This window comes from Bradyrhizobium sp. CCGE-LA001, from assembly GCF_000296215.2.
Lineage (GTDB): Bacteria > Pseudomonadota > Alphaproteobacteria > Rhizobiales > Xanthobacteraceae > Bradyrhizobium.
This window is the reverse complement of the sequence record NZ_CP013949.1, coordinates 1394002-1419941: the sequence shown is the minus strand read 5'-3', so window position 1 is coordinate 1419941 and position 25940 is coordinate 1394002. Positions and strand designations below refer to the sequence as shown.

Sequence of the window (25940 nt, the reverse complement as noted above, 5' to 3'; positions counted from 1 at the left end):
CGACGGTGCGGTTAGCTTATTTGTTTTCCGGGCACGCCCAACGCGATCATGCCCCGACGCGGCGCGGCGGCCCCGGCTCCTTGAGGCGAACGCCACGCCCGCCGCTGTCACTGCGCGCCTGCTCGCCGATCAGCTCGACGCCGGCCCGATCGAACGCCTCGACCACCTTGATCAAGGTCTCGACCACGCCGCGAACATTGCCGGTCGAGGCTTCCATCCGCTGGATGGTCGGCAGCGACACGCCGGCAAGCTCGGCCAGGGTTTTCTGGTCAATGCCGAGCAGCGCCCGGGCCGCCCGCATCTGGAACGACGTGATCACCTTGGCCTCACGTACTAGCGTTTATAAGTGATAGTTGGTGCATATACAATGATGTAAAATACATCATTGTCAGGAGAGCGCAAGCAGATTGCGGAGCTGTCTCCCCGTCATTGCGAGGAGCCCTTGCGACGAAGCAATCTAGACTGCCCCTGCGGAGACAGCCTGGATTGCTTCGCTATGCTCGCAATGACGTGGAGAGTGCGCGGCCTATGAAACGCCGCACGTGCGGAGACAGCCCCTCTCCCCGTGAAGATGTTCAGAACGGGGAGAGGGAGCGAGACGCCGTTGCCTTCCTAACCGATCACGCCGCGTGCTGATGCGCGGCGATGATCTGGTCGGCGGCGCGGCCGGTGACTTCGGCCATGTGGTCGAACTGGCGGGTGAAGCTACCGGCGCCGGCGGTGGCGGAGCGCAGCTCGACGATCAGCTCGCCGATCTCGGCTTCCGGCATCATAGCGCGAACGCAGTCCCAGCCGCTCCAGCCGTCGCGGGTGTCGAAGCCGAGGATCTGGCCGCGCCGCGCCGACAGGATCGCGTTGATCCTGGCGGTGGCGTCGGTCGGGCAGACGATCTCGACCATGTGGATCGGCTCCAGCAGCACGGGCTGGCATTGCGGCAGGCCTTCGTTGAGCCCGACCCGCGCCGCCGTGCGGAAAGCGAGATCGGAGGAGTCGACGCTGTGATAGGAGCCGTCGGTCAGCGTCACCTGCACGTCGGTGACGGGGAAGCCGAGCGGACCGCGCGCGAGGCCATCGACGACGCCTTCCTCCACCGCCGGGATGTAGTTGCGCGGCACCGCGCCGCCCACCACCTTCTCGGCGAACTTGAAGCCGTCGCCACGCGGCAGCGGCCTGATGTCGAGCACGACGTCGCCGAACTGGCCGTGGCCGCCGGACTGCTTCTTGTGGCGGCCGCGCTGGGTGATCGGCTTGCGGATGGTCTCCTGATAGCCGATGCCGGGCGGATGCGACGTGATCTTCACGCCGAAGCGGTCGCGCAAGCGCTCGCCGGCGACGCGCAGATGCATCTCGCCCTGTCCCCACAGCACGGTGTCGTGGGTCTGGGCGTTCTGCACGACGACGAGCGAGGGATCCTCCTCGTGCAGCCGGGCCATGGCCTGACCGAGCTTCACATCGTCCTTGCGATCGCTGGCTGCGATCGAGATCGCGAGCACCGGCGCAGTCGGCTCGATCGTGATCAGCGCGGCAGGCGGCGCCTTGCCGTTCGAGACCGTGTCGCCGGTCCTGATCGGATCGAGCTTGGCGAGCGCCACGGTGTCGCCGGCCTCGGCTGAGGCGCGCTTGGTGTCGTAGGCGCCGTTGACGGCGAGGATGCCGGAGATGCGGCCCGAGCCTCCGGAGGAGGATTGCAACGTGGCGCCGTCGTCGAGATGGCCGGCGAGCAGCCGCGTCAGCGACAGTTTTCCGCCATGCTGCGAATGCAGCGTCTTGAAGACGTAGCCGAGCGCATCCTTGGTGTCGGGGACGCCGAGACGTTTTGCGGTCTCCGCCACACCGGGCGATTCGTGGCGCAGCGCCTTCATCAGGCGCAGCACGCCGTTTTCGCGCGCGGCAGCTCCTAACAGCACCGGGCAGATCAGCCCTTCGCGCAGTTCGCGGGCGAGGTCGTCGAACACGGCATCGCGCGGCGGCTGGATGTCTTCGAGCAGCTGCTCCATCAGCGCGTCGTCGTGATCGGCAAGCTTCTCCAGCATCGAGAAGCGGGCCTCCTTCTCGCGATCGAGGTTGCCGCCCTCGAGCGCGATCACCTCGGAAGCCTTGTGCTCGCGATAGATGAAGGCGCGCTCGAGCGCGAGATCGACGAAGCCTTCGATCAATTCGTCCTTCCAGATCGGGATCTGACGCAGCACCAGCGGCACGCGCGAGGCGGGCTGGAGCGTTGCGAGCGTCTCGCGGATGCGCTGGCTGGCACGATCGATCTTGTTGAGGAACAGGAAACGCGGGATCTTCAACTCCTCCAGCTCGCGCAGGATGATCTGGAGCTGCGGCAGCTTCTTCTCGTCAGCCTCGCAGACCACGACCGCGGCATCGACCGCAGGCAGCACGGCGCGCATGTCGTGGGCGAATTCGACGGAACCGGGACAATCGAGGAAGGTGTAGCTGTCGCCCATGAAATTCGTGGTGGCGGCAGTGAGCCCAACGGTCATCTTGTGATGACGGGCCTCCGGCGTGGCGTCGCCGACGGACGTTCCGGCATCGACGCTGCCGGCGCGCGGGATTGCACCCGTTCGCGCCAGTATTGCTTCGAGAAGTGTCGTTTTACCGCTTTGGAAAGGGCCCACCAGCGCGATGCACCGTGGACCTCGGGGACTTCTGACGTCTTGTCCCATTCGCCGCCTCCTTCTTGTGGAGCTCGGCCCATGATTGGGTCGGCAAACGCCGATGCTCTGCCCGTCGCCGAGATTTGGCAAGCGTCAAACGTCGCTGCGGTGCGTCGTTGGTGTTCACCTCTCCCGGAGGCAGAGGTGAAGGGAACGCCGCGCCAAAACTCAGCGACCCGGACGGAGTTCCAGGCTTTCGAGGCCGGCGGCGATGTTGAGGCCGACCTGGCCCTGCACGCTGAGCGGCTGGAGCGCGATCGAATTGTTGGAGCCGCCGACCAGCACATTGCCCCCTAGGCCAACGCCGATCGACGCGCTGCCCTGCGCGCCGGCGTAATTGCCGGAGAGGTCGCCGGGACCGAGCCGGTCGACCGGCGCGAACACGCCCCAGGCGAGCGCCGTCTCCTGGGTGATGCCGATGTCGAGACCGACTTTGCGGATGGTCGCGACGTAGCGGTCATCGGGCAAGCCGTCGGCGCGCAGCACGCAGCCGAGATGGGTCACCGATCCCACGATGAAGCCGACGCTGGCGCCGCCGCGGCATTCGAGGACGCCAACCCGCGCCATCCGCTGCTGCGCGCCGGCGGCAGCGACGGAGACAACGAGGCTGGCCGCAGTGAGCCCTGCGAGGATGAACGAACGGCGCATGAAATATCTCCGGCGATGATGTGACGCGAGCAGAGAGCGCCCGACCCGTGATGCGTCATGGTCTATGCCACAACAGCCGTGGCGGTGCCAGATCCTCCGTCATTGCGGGCGCAGCGACTTGTCCGCCGAAGCCATCGGCGAAGACGGAAGCAATCAGAATCTTTCCGCGGAGGGATTCTGGATTGCTTCGCGGAGCCTGTCATCGGGCCGCGCTTCGCGCGGACCCGTTGGCTCGCAATGACTGGGATAGAGGTGCGCTTCTCGCCCGAGCAAATCTCCACCGGCCAGAACAAAAAAGGCCCGCACGAGGCGGGCCTTTCCAATTCGCACTGTCGCGACTGGGTCTCAGCGCAGATTGCCGCAGAAGCGCTGGATGCGCTTGCAGGCGTCTTCGAGGTCCGAGGTCTTGGTCGCGTAGGAGATGCGGAAGGCGGGGCCAAGGCCGAAGGCCGAACCCTGCACGACGGCGACGCCTTCGGTCTCCAGGAGCTCGGTGACGAACGTCTCGTCATTGTCGATCACCTTGCCCGACGGCGCGGTCTTGCCGATCGTGCCGGCGCAGGACGGGTAGACGTAGAAGGCGCCCTCGGGACGCGGACACTCGATGCCCTTGGCCTGGTTGAGCATGGAGACGACGAGGTCCCGCCGCTCCTTGAACACCTTGTTGTTGGCGGGGATGAAGTCCTGCGGACCGTTCAGCGCTTCCACCGCCGCCCATTGCGCGATCGACGACGGGTTCGAGGTCGACTGCGACTGGATCGTGGACATCGCCTTGATCAGCTGCGCCGGGCCGCCGGCATAGCCGATGCGCCAGCCGGTCATGCAATAGGCCTTCGACACGCCGTTCACGGTGAGCGTGCGGTCGTAGAGACCAGGCTCGACCTGCGCGACCGTGGTGAACTGGAAGTCGTCGTAGACGAGGTGCTCGTACATGTCGTCGGTCATCACCCACACATGGGGATGCTTCATCAGCACGTCCGTGAGCGCCTTCAGCTCCGACTTGGTGTAGGCGGCTCCGGTCGGGTTCGACGGCGAGCACAGGATGACCCATTTGGTCTTCGACGTGATCGCGAGCTCCAGCGCCTCGGCCTGGAGCTTGAAGCCGGTCGCGGCGGTGCAGACCACCGGCACCGGCTCGCCGCCGGCGAGCGCCACCATTTCAGGGTAGCTGACCCAATAGGGCGCGGGGATGATCACCTCGTCGCCCGGATTGATGGTCGCCATCAGCGCGTTGTAGAGCACCTGCTTGCCGCCGGTGCCGACGATGATCTGGTTCGGCTTGTAGGCGACGCCGTTCTCGCGCTGAAACTTGGCGATGATGGCGTCCTTCAGCTCGGGGATGCCGTCGACCGCGGTGTACTTGGTCTTGCCGGCTTCGATGGCGCGGATCGCCGCCAGCTTGATGTTGGCGGGCGTGTCGAAGTCGGGCTCGCCGGCCCCGAGGCCGATGACGTTGCGGCCCGCCGCTTTCAGCGCGCGTGCTTTATCCGTGACCGCGATGGTCGCGGACGGCTTCACACGGTCGAGCGCAGCGGCAAGGAAGGACATCGTCATCTCCTGACAAGCGTCGTGAAGCCCTGGGCCTCACGACTCTGATTGTGGGAATGAGACACCCTAAAACGTGTGCCGCTGCATCGCAAGAAACTTCGGCCCCATCGCGGAAAAACTTAGGGATTTGGAGCGCTTCAAACGAGACGGACCGCAATATTTCGCAACTTTGCCGCTCAAATCCCTCATATCAGGCAAGGCCTGTCCTCGGAGCAATTTTGCGTGTTGCGATCGCACTGAAGGTCGTCATGCCCGGGCTTGTCCCGCCTGCGCGGCCGAAGCCGCTTCGGCGCGGCGAAGGCCCGGGCATCCACGTTCTTGGTGCTGCCCGTGAGACGTGGATGGCCGGGTCAAGCCCGGCCATGACGACGCAGAGATTGGCGGCCAATCACTGTCTCACACAAGGGGACGTCGCCATGTGTCCTGCATATTGACGCAAGCGTGAACTGAATTGCATGGTCGCGCGGAAATGATCTTCCGTGGCGTTGCAGTGCGGTAGGGTTTTCGAGTTTTTCTATTGGGCGGCCCTTGCGGCGGATTCGCATCGGCATCATTGTTTAGCGGCGCTGGAGGGCAGCCAGCGCCGCATCTTCCCTCCTCGGAAACGAACTTCCAGAATGTACAAGCTCTATTCGATGCAGCGCTCCGGCAACAGCTACAAGGTCCGCCTTGCGCTGGCGCTGCTGAACGTGCCTTACGAAGCAATCGAAGTGGACATTCTGCGCGGCGAGAGCCGCACGCCGGACTTCCTGTCGAAGAACCCGTCAGGACAGGTGCCGCTGCTCGAGGTCGGGGAAGACCGTTTTCTCGCCGAGTCCAACGCCATCCTCTGGTACGTCGCCGTCGGCACGCCGCTGGCGCCGGAGAACCGCATCGACCGCGCCGAGGCGCTGCAATGGATGTTCTTCGAGCAGCACGCGCTCGAGCCCAACATCGGCGCCGCCTATTTCTGGCTTTCGCTGGTCAGGGGCGGTCGCGATCTCCAGACCCATTCGCTGGAGGACTGGATGGAGCGCGGCTATGGCGCGCTCCAGGTCATGGAGAATCATCTCAAGACCAACGCCTATTTCGCCGCGCGCCAGCTCACCGTCGCGGACATCGCGCTCTACGGCTACACCCACCTCGCGGACCGCTGCGATTTCGACCTGTCGACCTTCCCGGCGATCCGGGACTGGCTGAAACGCGTGGAGGCTGCGCCCGGCTTCGTGACGATGGACTGGCGCCCGGCCGACATCGATGACCCCGCCAGCATCGCCGCGGGCGCCTGACAGCCAGTCCTCCCGCTCTCGCGAATAGCGGGCATAAGGGACGATTTTGCCGCAATCTTGCCGCTTTCCGCGCGACAGCCGCCGCAATCTTGCCGGTTGAAACTGGGAAATTCCGGAAAGTCGTGGGTGATTCGCCCGCGTGTTGAGGGATTTAGACCCATGATTCGGGCGTCCGGCACGGCAGGCTTTCAGAGCCAATCCGCCACCGTCGCGTCTTCCCGGCTGACCAACGCGGTCGCGGCCTCGCTCGCCGTCGCCGCGCTTTCGCTGAGCTTGATCGTCACCCTGACGGTGTTGTCGACCAAGGCGACGATGGCGATGGGCCTGCCGCTCTGATTCCCGCTTCATCCTGGACCAACCTTCAAGGCGCCGCGCGGCCCGCGCCGACCGGCATCGCGACAGGACGTCGATGAAGTCACCCGTGGTAGTCGTTGCAATCACGCTGACTGCGGCCATCCTGGTCGCGGCGTCGCTGTTGATTTTCACCGGCATGCGCAAGAGCTCGGGCACATCGACGCTGAACGCCCCCGCGATGCAGCAGCGCCTCAAGCAGGCGCACTTGGTCTAAAATCCTCCGAAAGATTTGCGCGTTCCCGCAAGTGCCCCTTAGGCACGACGCGCGAAATCGCCTCGCATCGGTGCAACGATCGGCCAGTGTTGCGGTCTTACCTCGTTCGGGAGGAGCGAGACTGGCCCATGCGGCTCGGATGGCGTGCGATCTCCGGTCCGGTTCTGACGGCAGCGACCCTGCTGCTGACGATGCTGTTCGATCGCGTCGTCCCCACCCTCCCCACTCCCTCGCCTGGGCCGCTGCTGGTCTGCCTCGTGGCTCTTGCCGGCGCACTGTCGGGCCTTGCCTCGGCCCTGGTGACCGCGGCCGTCGCCGTGATCGGCACCGCGCTGATCTTCCTTCACCAGCACGACGTCTCCAGCCATGGCAGCGCGGATCTGGTCCGGCTCGGCCTCCTGGCGATCACGGCCGCCGGCACCGCCTGCATCATCGGTCTGATGCGCGAGCGGCTGCTCGGCACGTTCGCGGCCGAACGCCAGAGCCATGCCATCGCCGCGCGCCTGTCGGCCGCGCTCGATCAGATCGACATCGGCGTGGTGCTGCTCGATGCCGAGACCCGTGCCGAGTTCATCAATCGTGCGTTCCGCGACTACTTCGCAGTGCCGGACGAGATCGCCGACGCCAAGCCACCCTTCATCGCGCTGATGTATCACGGCCGCGACACCGGCGCGTTCGAGCTGCCCGAGGACGAGCTCGCCACCTTCATAGCGCAGCGCATGGAGATGGTACGGGTCGGCGACGCGAGGCCCATCAACATCGCCTTGCGCAATGGCGAGGTGCTCCGCTTCGTCTGCACCGTGCTGCCCGACGGCGGCCGCATGCTGAGCTACACGCCGGTGACCGACCTCGTGCGCCACACCGACGCGCCGGCACGCGCCGACTACTACCGCTCGCTGCGCGATCCCACGAGCCGCAAGCTGATCCGGTATCTGCGCGTCGCAGAGTGACGCGACGACGCGATTGATCGGCAACGCGATCATCGCGTATGAAAGACGTCTCTTCCTCGCGTAACTCCGAGATCGCGGAAATTCTCATGTCGCTCATCATTCGCGCCGTCACACGGCAGGACTACGATCAATGGCTGCCGCTGTGGGACGGCTATAACGCCTTCTACGGCCGCTCAGGTCCGACTGCGCTCGCGCCCGAGATCACGCGGATGACGTGGCAGCGCTTCTTCGACGCCTATGAGCCGGTTCATGGGCTGGTTGCAGAAAGCGACGGCAAGCTGCTCGGCATGACCAACTATCTCTTCCATCGCAGCACCACCGCGATCGAGCCGTCCTGTTATTTGCAGGACCTGTTCACGTCCGAAGCCGCGCGCGGGAAGGGCGTCGGCTCGGCGCTGATCCATGGCGTGTACGACCGGGCGAAACTGGCGGGGTCGCCACGCGTCTATTGGCAGACGCACGAGACCAATGTCACGGCACAGAGCCTGTACGACAAGGTCGCCGAGCGCTCCGGGTTCATCGTCTATCGCAAGATCTTTTGATCCGGGCAGTTCAAGGCCTGTGGATAACTCAGCGTGTCACCGCCGCGTAACACACCGGGATTAAGTTGCAGCTGCGTCTGATCAGGCCCCCCGTCACCGATCAAGCGCCCCAAGCGGTCCCCGTCAGTCGCCGCGTCTGACAGGGGCCGCATTTTTTTGTGCGCGTCGCCGGCATGGCAGCAGCGCGGCCAACGGCTAGCTGCCGGGACGCGCCGTGGTCAGAATGCCCCGTTGCTCATTCGACGGGACCTTCCATGGACATTCGTAACCTCGGCGCCTCCGGCCTGCGCGTCTCTGCCGTCGGGCTCGGCTGCAACAATTTCGGCCAGCGCACGGATCTGGAGACCTCGCGCAAGGTGATCCATCGCGCGCTCGATCTCGGCATCACGCTGTTCGACACCGCAGACATCTATGCCGGCATGGGCGGCTCGGAGACGGTGCTCGGCACCGTGCTCGGCGATCGCCGCAAGGACATCGTGCTCGCCACCAAATATGCCAAGCCGATGGCGACCGACGGCACCAAGCAGGGTGCCTCGCGCCGCTACATCATGGACGCGGTCGAAGCCAGCCTCAGGCGGCTCAAGACCGACTACATCGACCTCTATCAGCAGCATGATTACGACCCGCTGACGCCGATCGAGGAGACGTTGCGCGCGCTCGACGATCTGATCCGGCAGGGCAAGGTGCGCTACATCGGCAATTCCAATTTCCCGGCCTGGCGGATCGCGGAAGCCGAATACGTCGCACGCGCGTTGAATGTCAGCCGCTTCGTCTCCTGCCAGGATGAATATTCACTGCTGGTGCGGGACATCGAGAAGGACCTGTTGCCGGCCGCATCGGAATACAAGCTCGGCCTGTTGCCGTTCTTCCCGCTCGCCAGCGGCCTGCTCACCGGCAAGTATCAGCGCGGCGCAGCGGCGCCCGCCGACACGCGCTTTGCCAAGGCGCCGGCGCTGCGCGACCGCTACGTCACGCCGCGCAACGAGGACATGGTCGAGAAGCTCCAGGCCTTCGCTAGGGCACGCGGGCACAGCATGCTAGAGCTCGCCTTCTCCTGGCTCGCCGTGCGCCCGCAGGTGTCGAGCGTGATCGCCGGCGCGACCCGCGTCGAGCAGGTGGAGGAGAACGTCAAGGCGATCGCCTGGAAGCTCAGCGCCGAGGAGATGGCCGAGATCGACAAGATCACGCTGGGCTGAACGCTGCTAGCTGGGCCCTGCAGCGCGCTATTTCGCGCCGCGTCCGACCGTCTGCATCACCTCGAAGCCTTCGAACTGGGGATGGCCGAGATAGAGCGGCTTGTTGTCGCCTGCCTTGTGATGCGCCGCACGAAACGCTTCCGACTTGGTCCAGGCCTCGAACGCGGCATGGTTGGCCCACACCGTGTGCGAGGCGTAAAGCGTGTGGTCTTCGAGCTCCGGCCCGCGCAGCAGGTGAAATTCGACGAAGCCCGGCACCTTGTCGAGATGGGTGTCGCGCGAAAGCCAGACCTGCTCGAAGGCGGCCTCGGAGCCCTTGGCGACGCGGAAGCGGTTCATGGCGATGTACATGGGCGTGGTTCTCCTGATGCTCGGCTCATCATGTCGTCATTCCGGGACGCCCCGCAAGGCGCGGGCCCGGAATCCATTTTGCGACGGTGTCTGCGGATGAATGGATTCCGGGTTCGCGCTGACGCGCGCCCCGGAATGACACCTAGGCAACAAGCCCCTTCATCGGCCGCGCTGCGGCGCTGTCCGGAAACACCGTCTCCGCCAGCACGCGGTCGGACAGGCCGAACTGGTCCTGCAGCACGCCCTTGACGACGGAGCGCAGATCGGTGGTCGGCTTGAGGTCGCGGCCTTCATGAAGGTTGGCGAGCTTGAGGCCCGGCCAGTCCGCGATGATGCGGCCGCCCTTCACGGCGCCGCCGGCGAGCAGCGCGATCGTTCCGGTGCCGTGATCGGTGCCGTCGGTGCCGTTGATGCGCGCGGTGCGGCCGAACTCCGTGACGACCACGACGACGCTGTCGCGCCAGCGCGCGCCCAGTCCGTTCTCGAATTCGGCGAGCGCGCCGTCGAGACCGCCGAGCAGGAAGGCGAGACGCCCAACGGGACCGCCTTCGTTGGCATGCGTGTCCCAGCCGTCGAAGGCGAGCGCGGCAATGCGCGGGCCGTCATCGGCTGCCATCAGCTTGGCGGCGCCGCGCGCGACCTGGCGCATCTGCGCGGCCTGATTGCCGCCCCTCGGCTTCATGTCGTCACCACCAGCAGCCTTGTCGAGCCGAAGGCCTTGCGACAAGGCCATCGCCAGCGCGGGATCGCGATGACGGTAGAGCTCGACGAGGCGCATCGCGGTGTCCTCGTCGGCCTGCGGCAGCGCGACCGGCGCCCAGCCGACGGTCGGCGCATTGCCGCGCGGCACCAGCGGCGTGGTCGGCCCGACCGCAAGGCCGCTCGACACACGCTCGCCGCGCGGCAACGTCTCGAGCGCGCGGTTGAGCCAGCCGGACTGCACGCGCCCAGGGCCGGCATAGCCGCTTTCGAGCACGTCCTGGCCGTCGAAATGCGAGCGGTCGCGATAGGGTGTGGCCGCAGCGTGGATGACCGCGGCGTGCTTGTCGCGGTACATGCGCGCAAATTCCGGCATCGCCGGATGCAGCGCAAAGAACGAGTCGAGCATGATCGCGGGATGGGCACCATCTGCCGTGAGTGCGATCGAGCCGTGCAGGCCCGCATAATCGGGATCGCCGAGCGGCGCGACCGTCGCAAGACCGTCGAGTGCGCCGCGCAGGATCACCACGACCAGTCGCGGATCGCGCCCGTCCGCCGCGCGCGCGAATTTCGGCAAATAGGCCCAGGCCGCGAACGAGGCGCCGCCGAGCAGGAGGCCGCGCCGCGAGGTGAGGAGCCGGTTCTCGACGCAGTCGATCATCGTCATCTCCGCTGCATTTCCGGGGACATCAACAACAGCGCCAGCGCCTGCTGCCGCGATTCGGCGCGCTCCACCGTCCGCCGCGTTTCGATGGAGGCGGCATCCGCCGCCGCGAACTCCAGGAGATCGAGCGGATCGATATTGCTGCCGAGCCGGGCGCCGATTTGCGCGGCGATATCGAGCCTGAGCTTCATGCCCTCGGGCGCGGCCCAGGCGGCATTGGTGTCGGGAAAGCCGTTGGGCCCGGCCGGCGACCATAGCGGCTGCCCGAGCAAGTTGAGGCCGTTGAGATAACGGCTCGGATCCTCCGGCACCCGCGCGAGCAGCCGGCCGCTCGCGACCAGGAATTCGTAAGGCGAGCGCATCTTGGTCAACGGTGCTTTCCACGCTTCATCGGAATCGACCAGCGCGGTCGCCATTGCCTTGAGATCGCCGTCGGTCCTGACGAAGACGTCGCGCAGGCGGGCGACGAGCGAAGGCGGCGGATCGTCGGCGACGAAGTGACGAACGAATTTGGTGGCGATGAAATTCGCGGTCGAGGGATGGCGTGCGATGTCGGCGAGCGCGGCCTCTCCCTGTGCGAGGCCGGCCGGATCATAGGTCTTGCCGAGCAGGATCTGCGACCCCGGCTGGTGCGCATTGGCGTTGAACACGAAGGACCCGGGTGGGCCAAGCTGCCCCTGCCGTCCGGCAAAGGTCCAGCCGGTGATGATGCGCGCGAGCGAGGTGACGTCGTCCTGCGTGTAGCCGCCGCCGACGCCGAGCGTATGCAGCTCCATGATCTCGCGGGCGAGATTCTCGTTCAGCCCGCGCTTGCGGTTTTGTCCCGCGCGCGAGTCGGGACCGAGCGATTGCTGGTTGTCGAGGAAGAACAGCATCGCAGGATGCTGCTCCACCGCCTTCAACATGTCAGCGAAGCGGCCGAGCACATGCGGCCGGATCGCCTCGCGCTCGAATGCGCCGGCCCAGACCCGCGCCAGCTCGCCCTTGCTGGCGGAGATGCAGAAATGGTTGGACCAGAACACGACCAGCCGCTCGGTGAAGCCGCACTCGGCCAGCGTCGCGCGCTGCAGTCGCGCCAGCGCCTCGGCGCGAAAGGTCTTTTGGATGACGTTGAGCGGCTGCGGCGCGGGCCTGGCGGGCTGCATGGTCTCGGGCTTCGTTGCCATGTCTGCAGGCTTGGCATCGGCCATCTGGCCGGTGATCTCCGCCGCTGCGTTCAGCGAGAGATTGCGGCGCAAGGCGGGCTTCTGATCGACAGGCGGTGGTGCCTGCGTTTCAGCCGGCGCCGCGGCCTTCGCGGCCTCGCGCGCCTGCCTGACCTGGTCCTGATAGGCGAACACCGCCTGACCCAGCTGCGGTGTCGATTGCAGGCCGGGCGCTTCCAGCAGCACGCCGCTCGGACGCGCGAGCTCCGCCTTCACGAAACCGCGCGGATCGGAGGCCGCATTGATGAGATCGCCGGAGGCGCCGCCGCGCGCGCCCAAGCCGAAGCGGTTGAGCGCAACGAGGGCAGCTTGCGAATCGCGGGCCATCGATCTGTCCTTCGCGCGGTGGAGCCGCTTTCCTGATGCCTGCGCAGCGCCTAATATACCGCAGCGACAAATGAACCCGACATGAAAATGACGGCGAAGCTTCGGCGTAAATGATGACAATCGCGAAACAATCCTCGCTGCCGGAACCCCGCCGCCTCACCTGCTCCCGCTGCGGCACCGAATTCGGCTGCGACCTCTCGGGCACGTGCTGGTGCGCGGAGGAGACGGCAAAACTGCCGATGCCGATGAAGGGCGAGGATTGCCTGTGCCGGGACTGCTTGCGGAAGGCGGCCGCGGAGCGTTAGGCGGGAAACAGCGTGGCCTATACCTCATGCCCCGGTGATGTCCGCGCCATGCCGTCGAATGCATCGAGCAGCTTTTCGCGCCACGCATAGATCGGGTCATCCGCTTCGAGCAGCTTGAACGGGCTCACCACGCGCGCCCATTGGAAGCCGCCGAACACGATGTAGTCGGCGTAGTTCGGCGTGGCGCCGCCGAGATAGGGCTGCTTCTTCAGCGTCTGCCGCATCACTTCGAGCGACTTGCGGAACGTGACCACGCCGGTGTCGCGGCCTGCCATGGCCTGTTCCAGGCTCTTGCCGCCGAAGCGCGCCTCGCGCGACTTTCGGAAATAGGCGGCGTCGGCCTCGGCGAGATTGTTCGGGATGTCGGCCACTATGAGCGGAAAGATGCCGCCGACGATGGCGATGTCGCCGAATGCGTTGATCATGCGCGCCATGGCGCGGCCGCCCTCACCGCCGAACAGCGACGGTCGATCCGGGAAATTGTCTTCGAGATAGGCCGCGATCGTCCAGGAATCGACCACGGGCTTGTCGTGATGCAGCAGCACAGGGACTTTCTCGGAGCCGTGCGGGGCAAGCGCGCTCTTCTCGGTGAAGCGCCAGGGCAGCGATTGCGCCGACAGCCCCTTATGCGCGAGCGCCATCCGCGTGCGCCAGCAATACGGGCTGAACGGGCGCGCGGCGTCGGTGCCGACGAGTTCGTAGAGCTTGAGTGACATGGCTTTATTCCGTCATTGCGAGCGCAGCGAAGCAATCCAGTCTGCCGCCGCGGAGACATTCTGGATTGCTTCGCTGGCGCTCGCAATGACGTTGTGGAAGCAGAAGTGGATCTCACCGTCCGTTCGTGCGCAGCAGCCGTTCGCCGTCCTTCGTCACCGCGATCATCAGCCCCACCCCCGCAATCGTCTCGCGCGCAACGTAACCGCGATCCGCAGCGTCCTCCCAGATGGTGAGGCGCGGGCACGAGGTCTTCCAGGTCGCGACCACCTCGGCATAGGCGCGCGGCTCGCGCGCGACCCATTCGACGAAGTCCAGCACCAGCGGATCGGCCGTCTCGCTCATGGCAAACCTCCCTGGTCGAAGGCGGCCAGAACCGGCGCGCGAAGCAGCAGCCAGCCGCCATAGGCGATGTAGTAGCAGGCGATGGTGGTGATCAGCTTGTTCGACCAGGCCACGAATTGCTGATCGGTCATGGCTTCCAGGATGCGCCGCGCCAGCGTGGTGCCGAGCATCGAGGCTACGATCGCAACAGCAGCGAGCACGGGATCGAGGCTCGCCGCCTGGTCGATGATGCCGCCGAAATAGACGAGCTTGGTGAAATGGCTGACGAGCTGGCACATCGCCTTTGTCGCCACCTTCTCGCGCCGGCCGAAATCGCCGCCGAGGAAGAAGGTGTCGAGCAGCGGGCCGGAGACGCCGGTCATCAGCATCAGGCCCATGCAGATCGTGCCATAGACCGTACCTTGCCAGAGGCGATCAGGATCCGGCTTGATGTTGGTGGGCAGCAGCCGCGCCATGAACGGGGTGACGCCGAGCAGCAGCAGCGCCATCGGCTTGTCCGGCACGTAGCGGGTCAGAGACCACGCCGCGAGTGCGATGGCAGCGCCGACCATATAGTTCGCGACCGGTCGCCAGCGGATGTGCGCGCGCCACAGGAACGCACGCCAGCCGTTCGAGGCCATCTGCGTGATCGCATGCAGCACCATCGCGGTCGGCAGCGGCATCAGGGCCAGGAGCACGCCGATCAGGATCAGCCCGCCCGCCATGCCGAACAGTCCCGACAGGAACGCGGTGGCGACCATCAGCAATCCGAGGGCAGCAATCATGATGGGCGTCAAGACGGGATCTCCTGTCGGCGATTGTCGGAGGTGAACGTGCCTTGCTTGCTCTGCCTTCGCAAACTGAGTTATCTTGCCCTTGGCATCAGCTTTCCTGAGGGTACTGAATAGGGGACTTGCAATTGCGGCGGCTGCTGTTTCTCAACGGCATCAAGGCATTCGAGGCGGCAGCGCGGACCGGCAGCTTTGCTGCGGCGGGGCTCGAACTCAATGTGTCGGCCGCCGCGGTCAGCCGCATGGTGCATCTGCTCGAGCAGCGGCTCGGCCTCGCGCTGTTCGAGCGCAAGGCCAACCGCCTGGTGCTGACGCAGGCTGGCCGCGCCTATCAGAGCGGGCTGACGCCGATCTTCGATGCGCTGGCGAGCCTCACCGCGCAGGTGACAGCGCCCTCCAGCGTGCGCGTGCTGACCATCGGTGTCGGCCACACCTTCGCGATGCGCTGGCTGATCCCGCGCCTGTCGGAGTTTCGCAGCGAGGAGCCCGACATCGAGGTGCGTTTCACCACCGGCGGCGCCTCGGTGCCGTTCGGCGAGGACTGGAGCTGCGGCATCAAGCTCGGCACCGGCGACTGGCCCGGTCTCGTTGCCGAGCCGCTGTTCGCGGGCGATCTCACGCCGGTCTGCGTGCCGCGCCTTGCGAGCGGATTGAAGCGGCCTGCGGATCTCAGGGGACCGAGCCTGATCCGCGTCGCGCATTCGCCGGAGGACTGGCCGATCTGGCTCAAGGCCGCAAGCCTCGCCCGCATCAACGCGCGCGGGCCCGAGTTCCAGTTCTACGGCCAGGCGCTGCAGGCTGCCGCCGACGGGCTCGGCATCGCCATGGGCATCCGGCCCTACATCGACGACGATCTCGCCGCCGGCCGGCTGGTCGCGCCGTTCGATCTCTCGGTGCCCAAGGGCATGCGCTGGTACCTGCTCTATCGCGGCTTCCAGACCGAGCAGCGCGACTTTGCCGCGTTTCGCCGCTGGATCATGCGCGCGGCATCGGAACCTGCTGCCCGGCCGGTGAAGCGGATCGGCCGCACCGCCGCGCGGAACTGACCTGTCACCCGATCGGGTGAAAAAGCCGGCCACTTGTGAACCGCTTCACATGCTGAAGGCCGCAAATGTGGTCCCCTGACCCTCCGAAAACGTGGGACCGACAAGAATGACGACCATTTACGACGGCTTTGACATCGAATCCTTCGAAGCTGGCAAAGGCCTGTGGCACGCCCGCATCCGGCGTGCGGATTTCAGCCCGGTTGCCATCGACGGCGTGCTGTTTCCGGCCATGGAGGTCGGCTTCGCCTGGCCCGATCGCGACGCCGCGATTGCCGACGCCAAGCACCATATCGATCGCTTCCGCCGGCGGGCCGAGGGCGACGACGAATAGGCGAACGGTCGGTCAGCAGACCAAGACGGGGCGGCGCAAGGGGGGAACCGGTCATGTCAATCATCGAAATCGACGGAGCGCGGCCGCGGATCTATAGCGGCGCCGTGCTGTCCAACTGCCCGGAATGCGACGGCGATCTCACGGTGCTCCGTGTCATCGGCGGTCGCGCCGGATGCGAATACTGGACCATGCGCTGCACCGATTGCGGCAGCATCCATCTCGACATCCTCGAGCCGAATATGACAGCCGAGGACGGTGAGGGTCCGTCGCCGGCGGCGTGAGCTCGGGGGCTGCTGCCAACCTGCTGTCAGCAGCCTGTATGACGAGAGGCATTCGCCCTTTATTGAGGGGCGGACTCATCCCATATTCGCCTCATGGCGAAGAAACCTGCATCCTCCGAAAAATTCGGCAAATCCCCGAAGACCAAGGCTCCGAACTCGAAGGCGCATCGCCCCGACGTGCAGCCGATCGGGCCGGCGCTGGCCGAGTTGCTCAATCCCGCCATCAATCGCGGCGATGCGGGCCTGGGATCGGGCACCGGCCTGCAGCCGCCGCCGGACAATTCGCGCGATCGTCGCTCCGGGGGCGAAGCTGCCGCACACCGCGCGCGCGCCTCGACGCCGAAGGAGTTTCCGCAGGATGCCACGCGGCCGATGCCGCTGCGGCCCAATCCGCAGCCGCCGGGCGCGCGCCAATCCTCTGAGCCGACCGGATTGGAAGAGGCACCGCAGGCCAATTACGGAACTGCGGCCACAATTCCGAAGCTCGATCCTGAACTGGCGCGGCAGCTCGGGCTGCCGACCGAGGAGGACGATGCCGAAGCGCTGGCGCGGCCGCCGCGCAGCAAGATGGAGGCGCTCGGCGTCAAGGCCACCGCGGATGCGCTGGAGGCGTTGATCCGCGAGGGGCGCCCCGAGTTCCGCAAGGACGACGGCTCCACGCGGGTGTGGACGCCGCACCGGCCGCCGCGCCCGGAAAAGTCCGAAGGCGGCGTGCGCTTCGAGATCAAGTCGGCCTACGAGCCCAAGGGCGACCAGCCGACCGCGATCGCCGAGCTGGTCGAGGGTATCAATCGCAACGACCGTTCGCAGGTGCTGCTCGGCGTCACCGGCTCGGGCAAGACCTACACCATGGCCAAGGTGATCGAGGCGACGCAGCGCCCCGCTCTCATCCTCGCGCCGAACAAGACGCTGGCCGCCCAGCTCTATGGAGAGTTCAAGAACTTCTTCCCCGACAACGCGGTCGAGTATTTCGTCTCGTACTACGACTACTACCAGCCGGAAGCGTATGTCCCGCGCACGGACACGTACATCGAAAAGGATTCGTCCATCAACGAGCAGATCGACCGTATGCGCCACTCGGCGACGCGCGCGCTGCTGGAGCGCGACGACGTCATCATCGTGGCGTCCGTGTCCTGCATCTACGGTATCGGCTCGGTCGAAACCTATACCGCGATGACCTTCGCGCTGAAGAAGGGCGAGCGCATCGACCAGCGCCAGCTCATCGCCGACCTGGTCGCGCTCCAGTACAAGCGCACCCAGGCCGATTTCACCCGCGGCACCTTTCGCGTGCGCGGCGACGTCATCGACATCTTCCCGGCGCACTATGAGGACCGCGCCTGGCGCGTGAACCTGTTCGGCGACACCGTGGAGAATATCGAGGAGTTCGATCCGCTCACCGGCCACAAGCAGGACGAGCTCGAATTCATCAAGATCTACGCCAATTCGCACTATGTGACGCCGCGTCCGACCTTGGTGCAGGCGATCAAGTCGATCAAGTTTGAATTGAAGCAGCGGCTCGACCAGCTGCACAATCAGGGCCGCCTGCTCGAAGCCCAGCGGCTGGAGCAGCGCACCACCTTCGACCTCGAAATGATGGAGGCTACGGGCAGCTGCGCCGGCATCGAGAACTATTCGCGCTATCTCACCGGACGCCGCCCCGGCGAGCCGCCGCCGACGCTGTTCGAATACGTCCCCGACAACGCGCTGATCTTCGCCGACGAAAGCCACGTCACCATCCCGCAGATCGGCGCCATGTTCCGCGGCGACTTTCGCCGCAAGGCGACGCTGGCCGAATACGGCTTCCGCCTGCCCTCCTGCATGGACAACCGCCCGTTGCGCTTCGAGGAATGGGACATGATGCGGCCGCAGACCGTCGCGGTGTCGGCGACGCCGAGCGGCTGGGAGCTGAACGAGAGCGGCGGCGTGTTCGTCGAGCAGGTCATTCGCCCCACGGGACTGATCGATCCGCCCGTCGACATCCGCCCCGCCCGCACGCAAGTCGACGATCTCGTCGGCGAGGTCCGCGCCACTGCGCAGGCCGGCTATCGCTCGCTGATCACGGTGCTGACAAAACGCATGGCGGAGGACCTCACCGAATATCTGCATGAGCAGGGCATTCGCGTGCGCTACATGCACAGCGATATCGACACCATCGAGCGCATCGAGATCATCCGGGACTTGCGCCTCGGCGCCTTCGACGCGCTGGTTGGCATTAACCTCTTGCGCGAAGGCCTCGACATTCCCGAATGTGCGTTGGTTGCCATCCTCGACGCCGACAAGGAAGGTTTTCTGCGCAGCGAGACCTCGCTGATCCAGACCATCGGCCGCGCCGCGCGCAACGTCGACGGCAAGGTGATCCTCTATGCCGACCAGATGACGGGGTCGATGGAGCGCGCCATCGCCGAGACCAATCGCCGCCGCGAGAAGCAGGTGGAATACAACACCGCCAACGGCATCACGCCGGAGAGCGTGAAGAAGCAGATCGGCGACATCCTTAACTCCGTCTACGAGCGCGATCACGTGCTGATCGAGGTCGGCGGCCACGACATGACCGACGACGTCATCTCGATCGGCCACAATTTCGAGGCCGTGCTCGCCGATCTCGAAACCCGCATGCGCGAAGCCGCGGCCGATCTGAACTTCGAGGAAGCCGCGCGGCTGCGCGACGAGGTCAAGCGCCTGCGCGCCACCGAGCTCGCCGTGGTCGACGATCCCACCGCCAAGCAGCGCACCGTGCAGGGCAAGGCCGGCGCCTATGCCGGCACGAAGAAGTACGGCGACGCGGCGAATTTGCCGGTCAGCGCGATGAAGAAGAAAACCGTCAGCTCTGCGCTCAAAGCGAGCGGCAGCGGTGGCGGCGGCAGTGGCTCCAAGGTGCACAAGCCGCATCTCGACGAGATGCACGGCCCGGAATCCCTGCCCTACCGCGAGACCCGCGCGCTGCCGGCAAAGCCGTTCGGCAGCACGAGCCGCATCATCCAGCCGACGGACTCACGGCAGTCGGGCCCGGAGTTCGGGCCCGCGCCGAAGTCGACGGGCGGGGCGCCTGGGCGACGGGGTGGGTGGAAGAAGAGGTAGGGAAGCACTACCGCTTCATCACTGCCGTTCGTGGTTATGGATTCCGGGCTCGCCGCTCCGCGGCGCCCCGGAATGACGTGGAGAGAGGCCCCCTTCACCCCACGCTCGCCGTCACCACGGCCATTACCGACAGCAGCAGCACGATCGTCACCAGTTGCAGCGAGGCGGCCGGTTGGGTGCGCCAGGCCGTGATCTTGTCGGACAGCGACAGATGGGCCTCGAAGAATTTCGGCTCGTAGACGGTCTTGAAGAAGACGGGAAAGCTCGGGCCGAGGGTCACCGCGAGCAGCGCGTGGGTGAACGAGGCGACAGCGACGAAGATGGCGACGCCAGGGTCGCCGGAGAGGTCGTGGTCGCCGCAGAGCTTGAGCAGGAAGGCGGCGAGGGCGAAGGTCGGGAAGCTCTGGAGCGTCGCGGTCAGCGCGAGGCCTTCCAGCGCGTTGTGCAGGCGTGACTTTCTCGCGGTGGCGATAGCGGCCATGGCACGTCTCCCTGATGACTTCGGGATGACGTTAGCTGCGCCTGGACGGGCGTGATGTGAGATGCGTCACGCGGCGGCTTCGCCGGTCCACGCATGCAGGGACAGGCCGGAGCAGAACGCCGGGTTGAGCTCACAAGAGCTGTCCATGTGGTCATTGCGAGCGGAGCGAAGCAATCCAGACTGTCTCCGCGGGACGACTCTGGATTGCTTCGTCGCAAGGGCTCCTCGCAATGACGCGTTGCGACAGAGGCGCGAGCCAGCATATGCGGTTCCGTGCGCAGTGATTGCGCGTTCGTCGATGTGCGGTTGCGCGCCATGCCGCCGAAGACGGCATGAATTCTTGCAGCGCGACTGCGCCGCAACCCGCGATTGCATCACCATGAACCTGGCATTGCGCTCGCGCGTCAAATCCACTGCAACATCCCTGTGTTCGCGAGGATTGGCGATGCGCGGGATCGTGCGTAAGCGTTGCGCAACGCCACGGGGCCGACGAGGACGGGCGGAATGACGGTGGAGAAGCTCAATCGCCAACGTGTCGTGCATCTGCTCGATGCCTTCGCACGCGGTGACATCGAGGCGGCGCTGGCGTGCTGCACCGACGACGTCGACTTCCTCACCCATGCGCCGATCGACGTGCTGCCACATATGGTGCCGCGCCACGGCAAGGAAGAGCTACGCGAGCTATGGCAGACGATCTGGGAGCGTTATTCGGAAGTTCGCTACAAGGCGCCCGTGATCGTCGCCGAAGGCGACGAGGTCGCGACCTACATGCACACCTATTTCCGGAAGCGCAGCAACGACCGCGTCGTGCAGTTCGACATGGCGGTGTTCTACAGCTTCCGCGGCGGGTTGGTGGCGCAGATCCGCGAGATCATCGATTCCTACGATCTGGTGCAGCAGGTGCTGGAGCGCGAGATCGGACCGCTGATCGTGGGGGCGGGGATGGATGGGGGATAGGTCACGCCGCGGCCTGCGGTTCCATGCGTCCGGCCAGAACCGGGAAACTACGGGACTCTGTTGCAAATCTCACAAAATGCGCGCATTTGTGCATTGCGAAAACGTGAATTGCGTTTTGGCCGAAACCCCGTATTTATTCGTACACAAATGAGTTGAGCGCCCCGGCACCTTTCTGTGCATGGGGTTGTTTTCCGTTTTTCTTGCAAGCCAGCTTCAGGACTGCCCCAAATGACAGAGCACAGCCTCTGGCGTTTCTCGCGCGCGTTGCACCGTGCGATCAACGACCGGGAGTTCGGCGATATCGAGGCCCTGATCGACGAGGACGTCGAATGGGCGCTCTATGGCCCGATCGACATGTTTCCGTTCCTCGGCGCACGAAACGGCAAGGACGCCGTGCTCGACGTCATCCGCCAGCTGGCCGACAATTTCCACGTCCGCCGCTTCGACCGCGAGAGCATCATGCTCGGCGTCGATTCCGCCGCCTCGATGCTGCGCTATTCGCTGACGGCGCTGGATTCCAACAAGCCGATCAGCCTGCGCGTCGCGCAGTTCGCCCAGTTCAGGGCGGGCAAGCTCGTCAGCATGCGCGTGCTGATCGACACTTTCGACCTGGTCGAGCAGGCACTCGGCCGCGCCATTCATCTGCCGAAGATGACGCGCGCCGGCTAAAGCATGATCCGGAAAAGCGCGAAGCGGTTTTCCCAAAAAGATCATACGCAAACGACAACCTGAAGCGCGATGGATGATCATCGTGCTTCAGGGGGGACGCCAACGGGTCCTGCTCTCCGGGACCGATGACGACACTGACATGACGCTCCTGGCCTCCAGCCCCGCCGGATGCGGCCGTGTCAGCAGCTCGTCGTCGGGCGCGCGCTTTTCGCGCGGCCCGTTGGTTCGCCATTCGCGGCAAGCCGTCACAATTTCGCGACGATGGACACGCATGTCTCGCGACGGAATGGTGCATGGCCGGAGCTCGATATATATTGTCGATGGGCATGTGCCGGGGGTTGCGGGCAGGACGATGGAATTCTCGACAGGGTTTGGCTGGACCAGGCTGCCAGTGCTGGCGGCTGCCTTCATCTTGGGCTCGGTGCTGACGGTCTCGGCGCAGATCATTCCGCCCTTCTCCCAACCCGCGGCTGCGCCTGAGGACGAGGCCGAGACAGAGGCCGTCGCGGAGGCTCCCAGCGCTAATGACCCAGACGTGCTCAAGGGCATCGACGTCGACAAGCTCGACTGGAGCCAGCTCGCAGTCGATGCCGGGACCGGCATCGACCCCATGGCCGCCAAGAAGCGCGCCCAGGCCGCCGCCAAGGACGGCTTGGATTGGTCGTCGAACGCCAATGCCAACGGCTCCTCGGCGGTGACGGTGAAGCAGTCCGTGTTCTCGTTCTGGGATACGCGCATCGGCGCCGACATGACGGTGACGAACGAGCCGAGGACGATGTCCGAGTTGCTGGCGCAGAAGGCCAGCAATGGCGGCAGTGTGCCGCAATCCTCCGGCAGCGCCTGGGCAACGGCGACCGCGCCAGGCGCGGGCGTGATTTGGGACAAGACCGCGGTGGAAGCCCGGGTCGATCCCGGCTCCGAACAGAGCAAGATCGGGGCCTCGCTGACCAAGTCCGTGCCGCTGTCCGGCGACACGTCGCTGACGCTCCAGAACGGCTACAGCGTCAACCAGCACGGCACCACGGCGGTCCCCGGCATCGGCGGCCACATCACCCGCAACTACGAGACCGACCAGACCGCCAAGGTCACGCTCACCGACACCGGTACCAGCATCACGGCCGGCCAGACGTTGTCGACCACCGACGACAAATGGCTGCGCAAGTTCGGCGCCGAACAGAAGCTGTTCGACAACGTCACGGTCTCCGGCTCGGTCGGCGAGACCTCACAAGGCGCGATCAACAAGAGCGTGACGGCAGGTTTCAAGAAGAGCTGGTAGGGGCGAGTCCCCTGCTCTCCCCTCATCGGAGAGGGCGCTCCGCAGGAGTGCGTCTCGAAGGATAAAGGCCCCGCTGGCCGACCTGGGCGCTTCATGGTTCGAGACGCGCTTCGCGCTCCTCACCATGAGGAACCCAAAGGTCCGTCGCCGCAGACCCCGTTCACACTCTGCTAACCCTACGCCACGGCAAAACCCCCGAATGGTCCGCCCTTGCCGCATCTCGGCCCATTTGCGGTCAAAATCGGACGCACAGATGCGGTCTGCCTCACAGACGTCGTCGTGCGGGGGACACTCGCGCTGCGCTCAACGCGAACAGGGGAATAACGATGAACGCCATGCGTCCCGAAAAGGCCGAAGCCACCGAGACCGAGACGGTCGACACCAACCTTGCCGCCGTGACCGAGGTCGAAGCCGGCATCCGCGATTTCGTCCGCAACGACATCGCCTATCTGCGCCGTCCGGCCGCGACCACCACTGACGCACCGCCGCTCGACCCGAGCGCGGAAGCGACTGTCAACAACGTCAACTCGCTGATCCAGCGCGTCGCCGGCACCTCGCTCGCCGAGATCGAGAATCTGATCTCCGAGCTCGAGAGCCTCCGCGACCTGCTCCATGCCGAAGGCCAGCGCGTCCAGCGCGAGATCTCCGGCTACGCCCAGCTCAGCCAGGCCGCGATGAAGTCGACCCGCATGATCGCCGACAACGTCGCGCAGTGGAAGCGCGCCGCCGACGGCCTGCGCAACAGCTGATCGGTCAAACCGCATCACCGGCCGCCGCGTTCCGCAAGGGGCGCGGCGGTTTTGATTCTGGGAATGAGTTAGTCTCGCACCCTCGCCATTGGACGTGTCATCGCCCGACTTGATCGGGCGATCCAGTACTCCGAGACGGTAGTGATTGAGCCGAGATGCCGCGGCGTACTGGATGCCCCGGTCAAGCCGGGGCATGACAGCGGTGGGTGCGGCGCGCAAGGCTTTGAACCCTCCGTCCCTTACCAGCGACCAATGCCAAGCGCCCGTGGCCTTAGCGGCCGGGCCTTGGGGACAAGCTCATGGAAAGCATTCGGCCCGACACCTCGGACCCTATCGCACTGCGGCCCGCGCCGAATCAGCTCGGCACGATCACGCTGCGCTTTGTCGGATTGCTGGCAGTTGCGATCGCCGTCTTGGCGTTCGTCTACAGCCGCTGAGGCGGGGCCGGATGCGGCCCCGAATAGTTAACGAAATCTTACTCGGAGACTTCGACGCTAGAGGCTTCCAGGGTGTAGGCGCCATCGGCATAGCCCTTCACCACCATGCCAGCGACGAGCATCACGGCCAGCGTCGCAGTCGCGAAGATGAAACCAACGAATTTGAGTGCGCCGCGATCTGCCATGGTCCTCGTCCCCTGTCTCTGCCCAATTGGTTTCAAATAGACAGCGACAGGTTCATAATTAGTTAGCACCTCACTGGTTCCGCCAAACTGCTTCGCGGTAACCAGCTTTGCGCGGCTTATGACAGCCGCCCAGAATCGCGTCCATAGCGCGGGTGCAACACTCGCGCCTTCATTTCGACCGTCCATCTTGGAACAGATCTAACCGCCGTTCCGCATCGGCACGAAGGCCGAGGCGGTGATGGAATAGACCTCCTCGCCGCGCTGGTTGGTGCCGGTGGTGCGGGCCGTCAAAATGCCCCAGCCGGGACGCGAGGCTGACGTGCGCTTGTCGATGACGACGTTGACATAGGAGACCGTGTCGCCGGCGAGCACCGGCTTGATCCAGCGCAGGTCGCGAAAGCCCGGCGACGGGCCCCACACCGCAACCTCCTCGCCGCGCGAGGCGGCTTCGCGCGCCAGGCGCTGGCCATCGGCGACAAGCAGGCTCATGCAGGCTGAGCCGACGTGCCAGCCGGAGGCAGCTAACCCGCCGAACAGCGAGTTCTTGCCCTCCTCTTCATCGAGGTGAAAGCGCTGCGGATCGAACTTGGCGGCGAACGTCTTGATCTTTTCCGCGGTGAACGTGTAGGCGCCGATCTCGCGGCGCTGGCCGATATCGATGTCCTCGAAGAACCGCATCAGACCGCCCCCTCGCGCCGCTTGATCAGGATCGGCGAGGTCATCTCCGCGAGAGCTTCACCCCTGGCGTTGCGCACGGTGCATTTGAACTTGACGATGCCGAGCTCGGGGCGGCTCTTCGAGGTGCGCGCCTCCACGACGTCGACGTCGAGCATGAGATCGTCGCCGGGCCGGAGCGGAGACAACCAGCGCACCTCGTCGACGCCGGGCGAACCGAGCGAGGCGGCGCGAGTGATGAAGCCGTCGGCCATCATCCGCATCATCAGCGAGCACAGGTGCCAGCCCGAGCCGGACAGGCCGCGCAGCATGCTTGTTGCCGCCGCCTCCTCATCGAGGTGCATCGGTTGCGGATCGAACTCGGCGGCAAAGGCCAAGATCTCGTCGCGGGTGACGTGGCGCGGGCCGAACGTTCCGAACCGGCCGGGCGGGAAATCTTCGAAGGTCAGGGTCATCTTGGGATGGGTTGGTGGAAATGACAGATTGTGGCCGCACTTTGCGGCAATCTCAACCCGCCGGCCCGCATGGCTCGTGCTACATTCGACGCGGCGGCGTGGTCTTTGAGTCGGATCAGCCCGGGGTCGCGATCCGCGGTCCGATTTGAAATCCCGATTTGCCTGGGGAGAGCGATGTTTTCATTCAGCGATCTGTTTCAGTGGGACCGGTTCATCACCCCCACGATCATCAAGACCTTCTACTGGCTGGTGATTGCGCTGATCTGCCTGTTCGGCCTCTCCGGCGTCTTCTCCGGCCTTGCTGCGATGGCGATCAGCCCGTTCGGCGGCTTCCTGGTGCTGCTGTCATCGATCGCCAGCGTCGTCGTCGGCATCGTGTTCTCGCGCATCGTCGCGGAACTGATCCTGATCGTCTTCCGCATCAACGAACATCTCGGCGCGATCCGCGATCAGGGCGGCGGGATGCGATGAGGCTTGTCTCGTAGGGTGGGTTAGGCGAAGCGGTAACCCACCTTTTCTGTTTCTGCAGATCGAGACAATGGTGGGTTACGCCGAGCAGA

The 25940-nt window shown here is 65.4% G+C and carries 31 protein-coding genes; 17 read left to right on the top strand and 14 right to left on the bottom strand.

Going from position 1 to position 25940, the window contains the following annotated elements:
* Positions 1–46: 46 nt before the first annotated feature.
* The 4 genes from BCCGELA001_RS06860 to BCCGELA001_RS06845 form a co-directional block, all read right to left on the bottom strand.
* Complete coding sequence (locus BCCGELA001_RS06860) at positions 47–319, bottom strand: helix-turn-helix domain-containing protein (RefSeq protein WP_008566993.1); 273 nt, start codon at positions 317–319, stop codon at positions 47–49.
* A 301-nt stretch (positions 320–620) separates the two neighbouring features.
* Entirely contained in the window at positions 621–2669 is a 2049-nt protein-coding gene (locus BCCGELA001_RS06855; protein WP_060734905.1) for an elongation factor G, read from the bottom strand.
* A gap of 159 nt (positions 2670–2828) precedes the next feature.
* Positions 2829–3308 carry a DUF992 domain-containing protein gene (locus BCCGELA001_RS06850; protein WP_060734904.1) on the bottom strand — a complete coding sequence of 160 codons (480 nt, stop codon included), beginning with the start codon at positions 3306–3308 and terminating at the stop codon, positions 2829–2831.
* 345 nt (positions 3309–3653) lie between these two features.
* Positions 3654–4856, bottom strand: a complete 1203-nt coding sequence (locus BCCGELA001_RS06845) for a pyridoxal phosphate-dependent aminotransferase (protein ID WP_060737526.1) — start codon at positions 4854–4856, stop codon at positions 3654–3656.
* A 617-nt stretch (positions 4857–5473) separates the two neighbouring features.
* Here BCCGELA001_RS06845 and BCCGELA001_RS06840 point away from each other — a divergent pair.
* From BCCGELA001_RS06840 to BCCGELA001_RS06820, 6 genes are all read left to right on the top strand, one after another.
* A complete protein-coding gene (locus tag BCCGELA001_RS06840; protein ID WP_060734903.1) occupies positions 5474–6124 on the top strand; it encodes a glutathione S-transferase family protein in 651 nt (216 codons plus the stop codon).
* Between the two features lie 159 nt (positions 6125–6283).
* On the top strand, positions 6284–6460 hold the full coding sequence (locus BCCGELA001_RS38260; RefSeq protein WP_008544600.1) for a hypothetical protein: 177 nt from the start codon (positions 6284–6286) through the stop codon (positions 6458–6460).
* A gap of 73 nt (positions 6461–6533) precedes the next feature.
* On the top strand, positions 6534–6692 hold the full coding sequence (locus BCCGELA001_RS36850) for a hypothetical protein (RefSeq protein WP_008544598.1): 159 nt from the start codon (positions 6534–6536) through the stop codon (positions 6690–6692).
* A 128-nt stretch (positions 6693–6820) separates the two neighbouring features.
* Positions 6821–7642, top strand: coding sequence for a PAS-domain containing protein (locus BCCGELA001_RS06830; protein ID WP_008544596.1), 822 nt, complete (start codon positions 6821–6823; stop codon positions 7640–7642).
* A gap of 86 nt (positions 7643–7728) precedes the next feature.
* Positions 7729–8184, top strand: a complete 456-nt coding sequence (locus BCCGELA001_RS06825; RefSeq protein ID WP_060737525.1) for a GNAT family N-acetyltransferase — start codon at positions 7729–7731, stop codon at positions 8182–8184.
* Positions 8185–8438: 254 nt separating this feature from the next.
* The gene (locus BCCGELA001_RS06820; RefSeq protein ID WP_060734902.1) at positions 8439–9380 is read left to right on the top strand and encodes an aldo/keto reductase; all 942 of its coding nucleotides are present in this window, start codon (positions 8439–8441) and stop codon (positions 9378–9380) included.
* Between the two features lie 27 nt (positions 9381–9407).
* On the opposite strand, the gene BCCGELA001_RS06815 is transcribed toward BCCGELA001_RS06820, so the two are convergent.
* The 3 genes from BCCGELA001_RS06815 to BCCGELA001_RS06805 all read right to left on the bottom strand — a co-directional run bounded on the left by BCCGELA001_RS06815 (position 9408) and on the right by BCCGELA001_RS06805 (position 12626).
* The gene (locus BCCGELA001_RS06815) at positions 9408–9731 is read right to left on the bottom strand and encodes an antibiotic biosynthesis monooxygenase family protein (RefSeq protein WP_008544592.1); all 324 of its coding nucleotides are present in this window, start codon (positions 9729–9731) and stop codon (positions 9408–9410) included.
* A gap of 142 nt (positions 9732–9873) precedes the next feature.
* Entirely contained in the window at positions 9874–11097 is a 1224-nt protein-coding gene (locus tag BCCGELA001_RS06810; RefSeq protein ID WP_060734901.1) for a DUF1501 domain-containing protein, read from the bottom strand.
* Complete coding sequence (locus tag BCCGELA001_RS06805) at positions 11094–12626, bottom strand: DUF1800 domain-containing protein (protein ID WP_060734900.1); 1533 nt, start codon at positions 12624–12626, stop codon at positions 11094–11096. The genes BCCGELA001_RS06810 and BCCGELA001_RS06805 overlap by 4 nt, the downstream gene beginning before the upstream one ends.
* Before the next feature lie 113 nt (positions 12627–12739).
* On the opposite strand from BCCGELA001_RS06805, the gene BCCGELA001_RS38715 reads away from it, so the two are divergent.
* Positions 12740–12931, top strand: coding sequence for a cysteine-rich CWC family protein (locus BCCGELA001_RS38715; protein ID WP_060737524.1), 192 nt, complete (start codon positions 12740–12742; stop codon positions 12929–12931).
* Between the two features lie 17 nt (positions 12932–12948).
* Here BCCGELA001_RS38715 and BCCGELA001_RS06795 read toward each other — a convergent pair whose 3' ends face one another.
* From BCCGELA001_RS06795 to BCCGELA001_RS06785, 3 genes are all read right to left on the bottom strand, one after another.
* On the bottom strand, positions 12949–13647 hold the full coding sequence (locus BCCGELA001_RS06795; RefSeq protein WP_008544578.1) for a glutathione S-transferase family protein: 699 nt from the start codon (positions 13645–13647) through the stop codon (positions 12949–12951).
* 112 nt (positions 13648–13759) lie between these two features.
* Positions 13760–13990, bottom strand: a complete 231-nt coding sequence (locus BCCGELA001_RS06790) for a hypothetical protein (RefSeq protein ID WP_008544576.1) — start codon at positions 13988–13990, stop codon at positions 13760–13762.
* Entirely contained in the window at positions 13987–14766 is a 780-nt protein-coding gene (locus BCCGELA001_RS06785; protein WP_060734899.1) for a sulfite exporter TauE/SafE family protein, read from the bottom strand. The genes BCCGELA001_RS06790 and BCCGELA001_RS06785 overlap by 4 nt, the downstream gene beginning before the upstream one ends.
* Before the next feature lie 122 nt (positions 14767–14888).
* Here BCCGELA001_RS06785 and BCCGELA001_RS06780 point away from each other — a divergent pair, with 122 nt between their 5' ends.
* The 4 genes from BCCGELA001_RS06780 to uvrB all read left to right on the top strand — a co-directional run bounded on the left by BCCGELA001_RS06780 (position 14889) and on the right by uvrB (position 19496).
* Entirely contained in the window at positions 14889–15806 is a 918-nt protein-coding gene (locus BCCGELA001_RS06780) for a LysR substrate-binding domain-containing protein (protein WP_060737523.1), read from the top strand.
* A gap of 106 nt (positions 15807–15912) precedes the next feature.
* Complete coding sequence (locus BCCGELA001_RS06775) at positions 15913–16137, top strand: hypothetical protein (RefSeq protein WP_008544563.1); 225 nt, start codon at positions 15913–15915, stop codon at positions 16135–16137.
* A 53-nt stretch (positions 16138–16190) separates the two neighbouring features.
* On the top strand, positions 16191–16418 hold the full coding sequence (locus BCCGELA001_RS06770) for a hypothetical protein (RefSeq protein WP_008544561.1): 228 nt from the start codon (positions 16191–16193) through the stop codon (positions 16416–16418).
* 93 nt (positions 16419–16511) lie between these two features.
* Positions 16512–19496, top strand: a complete 2985-nt coding sequence (uvrB, locus tag BCCGELA001_RS06765) for an excinuclease ABC subunit UvrB (RefSeq protein WP_083543309.1) — start codon at positions 16512–16514, stop codon at positions 19494–19496.
* Between the two features lie 94 nt (positions 19497–19590).
* Here the strand turns inward: uvrB and BCCGELA001_RS06760 are convergent, their stop codons facing one another.
* Complete coding sequence (locus tag BCCGELA001_RS06760) at positions 19591–19977, bottom strand: hypothetical protein (protein WP_060734898.1); 387 nt, start codon at positions 19975–19977, stop codon at positions 19591–19593.
* Positions 19978–20481: 504 nt separating this feature from the next.
* On the opposite strand from BCCGELA001_RS06760, the gene BCCGELA001_RS06755 reads away from it, so the two are divergent.
* The 5 genes from BCCGELA001_RS06755 to BCCGELA001_RS38255 all read left to right on the top strand — a co-directional run bounded on the left by BCCGELA001_RS06755 (position 20482) and on the right by BCCGELA001_RS38255 (position 24065).
* On the top strand, positions 20482–20934 hold the full coding sequence (locus tag BCCGELA001_RS06755; protein ID WP_060734897.1) for a nuclear transport factor 2 family protein: 453 nt from the start codon (positions 20482–20484) through the stop codon (positions 20932–20934).
* A 228-nt stretch (positions 20935–21162) separates the two neighbouring features.
* Positions 21163–21603 carry a nuclear transport factor 2 family protein gene (locus BCCGELA001_RS06750; protein WP_008544539.1) on the top strand — a complete coding sequence of 147 codons (441 nt, stop codon included), beginning with the start codon at positions 21163–21165 and terminating at the stop codon, positions 21601–21603.
* 352 nt (positions 21604–21955) lie between these two features.
* Positions 21956–22879: a hypothetical protein gene (locus BCCGELA001_RS06745; RefSeq protein WP_060734896.1), complete on the top strand. Its 924-nt coding sequence runs from the start codon at positions 21956–21958 to the stop codon at positions 22877–22879.
* 326 nt (positions 22880–23205) lie between these two features.
* Entirely contained in the window at positions 23206–23628 is a 423-nt protein-coding gene (locus BCCGELA001_RS06740; RefSeq protein WP_060734895.1) for a hypothetical protein, read from the top strand.
* A gap of 299 nt (positions 23629–23927) precedes the next feature.
* Complete coding sequence (locus tag BCCGELA001_RS38255) at positions 23928–24065, top strand: hypothetical protein (protein WP_008544519.1); 138 nt, start codon at positions 23928–23930, stop codon at positions 24063–24065.
* Between the two features lie 38 nt (positions 24066–24103).
* Here BCCGELA001_RS38255 and BCCGELA001_RS38250 read toward each other — a convergent pair whose 3' ends face one another.
* From BCCGELA001_RS38250 to BCCGELA001_RS06730, 3 genes are all read right to left on the bottom strand, one after another.
* Positions 24104–24250 (bottom strand): hypothetical protein, encoded by a 147-nt coding sequence (locus tag BCCGELA001_RS38250; protein ID WP_008544517.1) that lies wholly within the window; start codon positions 24248–24250, stop codon positions 24104–24106.
* Between the two features lie 198 nt (positions 24251–24448).
* A complete protein-coding gene (locus BCCGELA001_RS06735) occupies positions 24449–24928 on the bottom strand; it encodes a MaoC family dehydratase (RefSeq protein WP_008544515.1) in 480 nt (159 codons plus the stop codon).
* Complete coding sequence (locus BCCGELA001_RS06730; protein WP_008544513.1) at positions 24928–25380, bottom strand: MaoC family dehydratase; 453 nt, start codon at positions 25378–25380, stop codon at positions 24928–24930. Before BCCGELA001_RS06730 ends, BCCGELA001_RS06735 begins: the two co-directional genes overlap by 1 nt.
* 174 nt (positions 25381–25554) lie before the next feature.
* Here BCCGELA001_RS06730 and BCCGELA001_RS06725 point away from each other — a divergent pair, with 174 nt between their 5' ends.
* Positions 25555–25851, top strand: a complete 297-nt coding sequence (locus BCCGELA001_RS06725; protein WP_008544511.1) for a DUF4282 domain-containing protein — start codon at positions 25555–25557, stop codon at positions 25849–25851.
* The last annotated feature ends 89 nt before the right edge of the window (positions 25852–25940 follow it).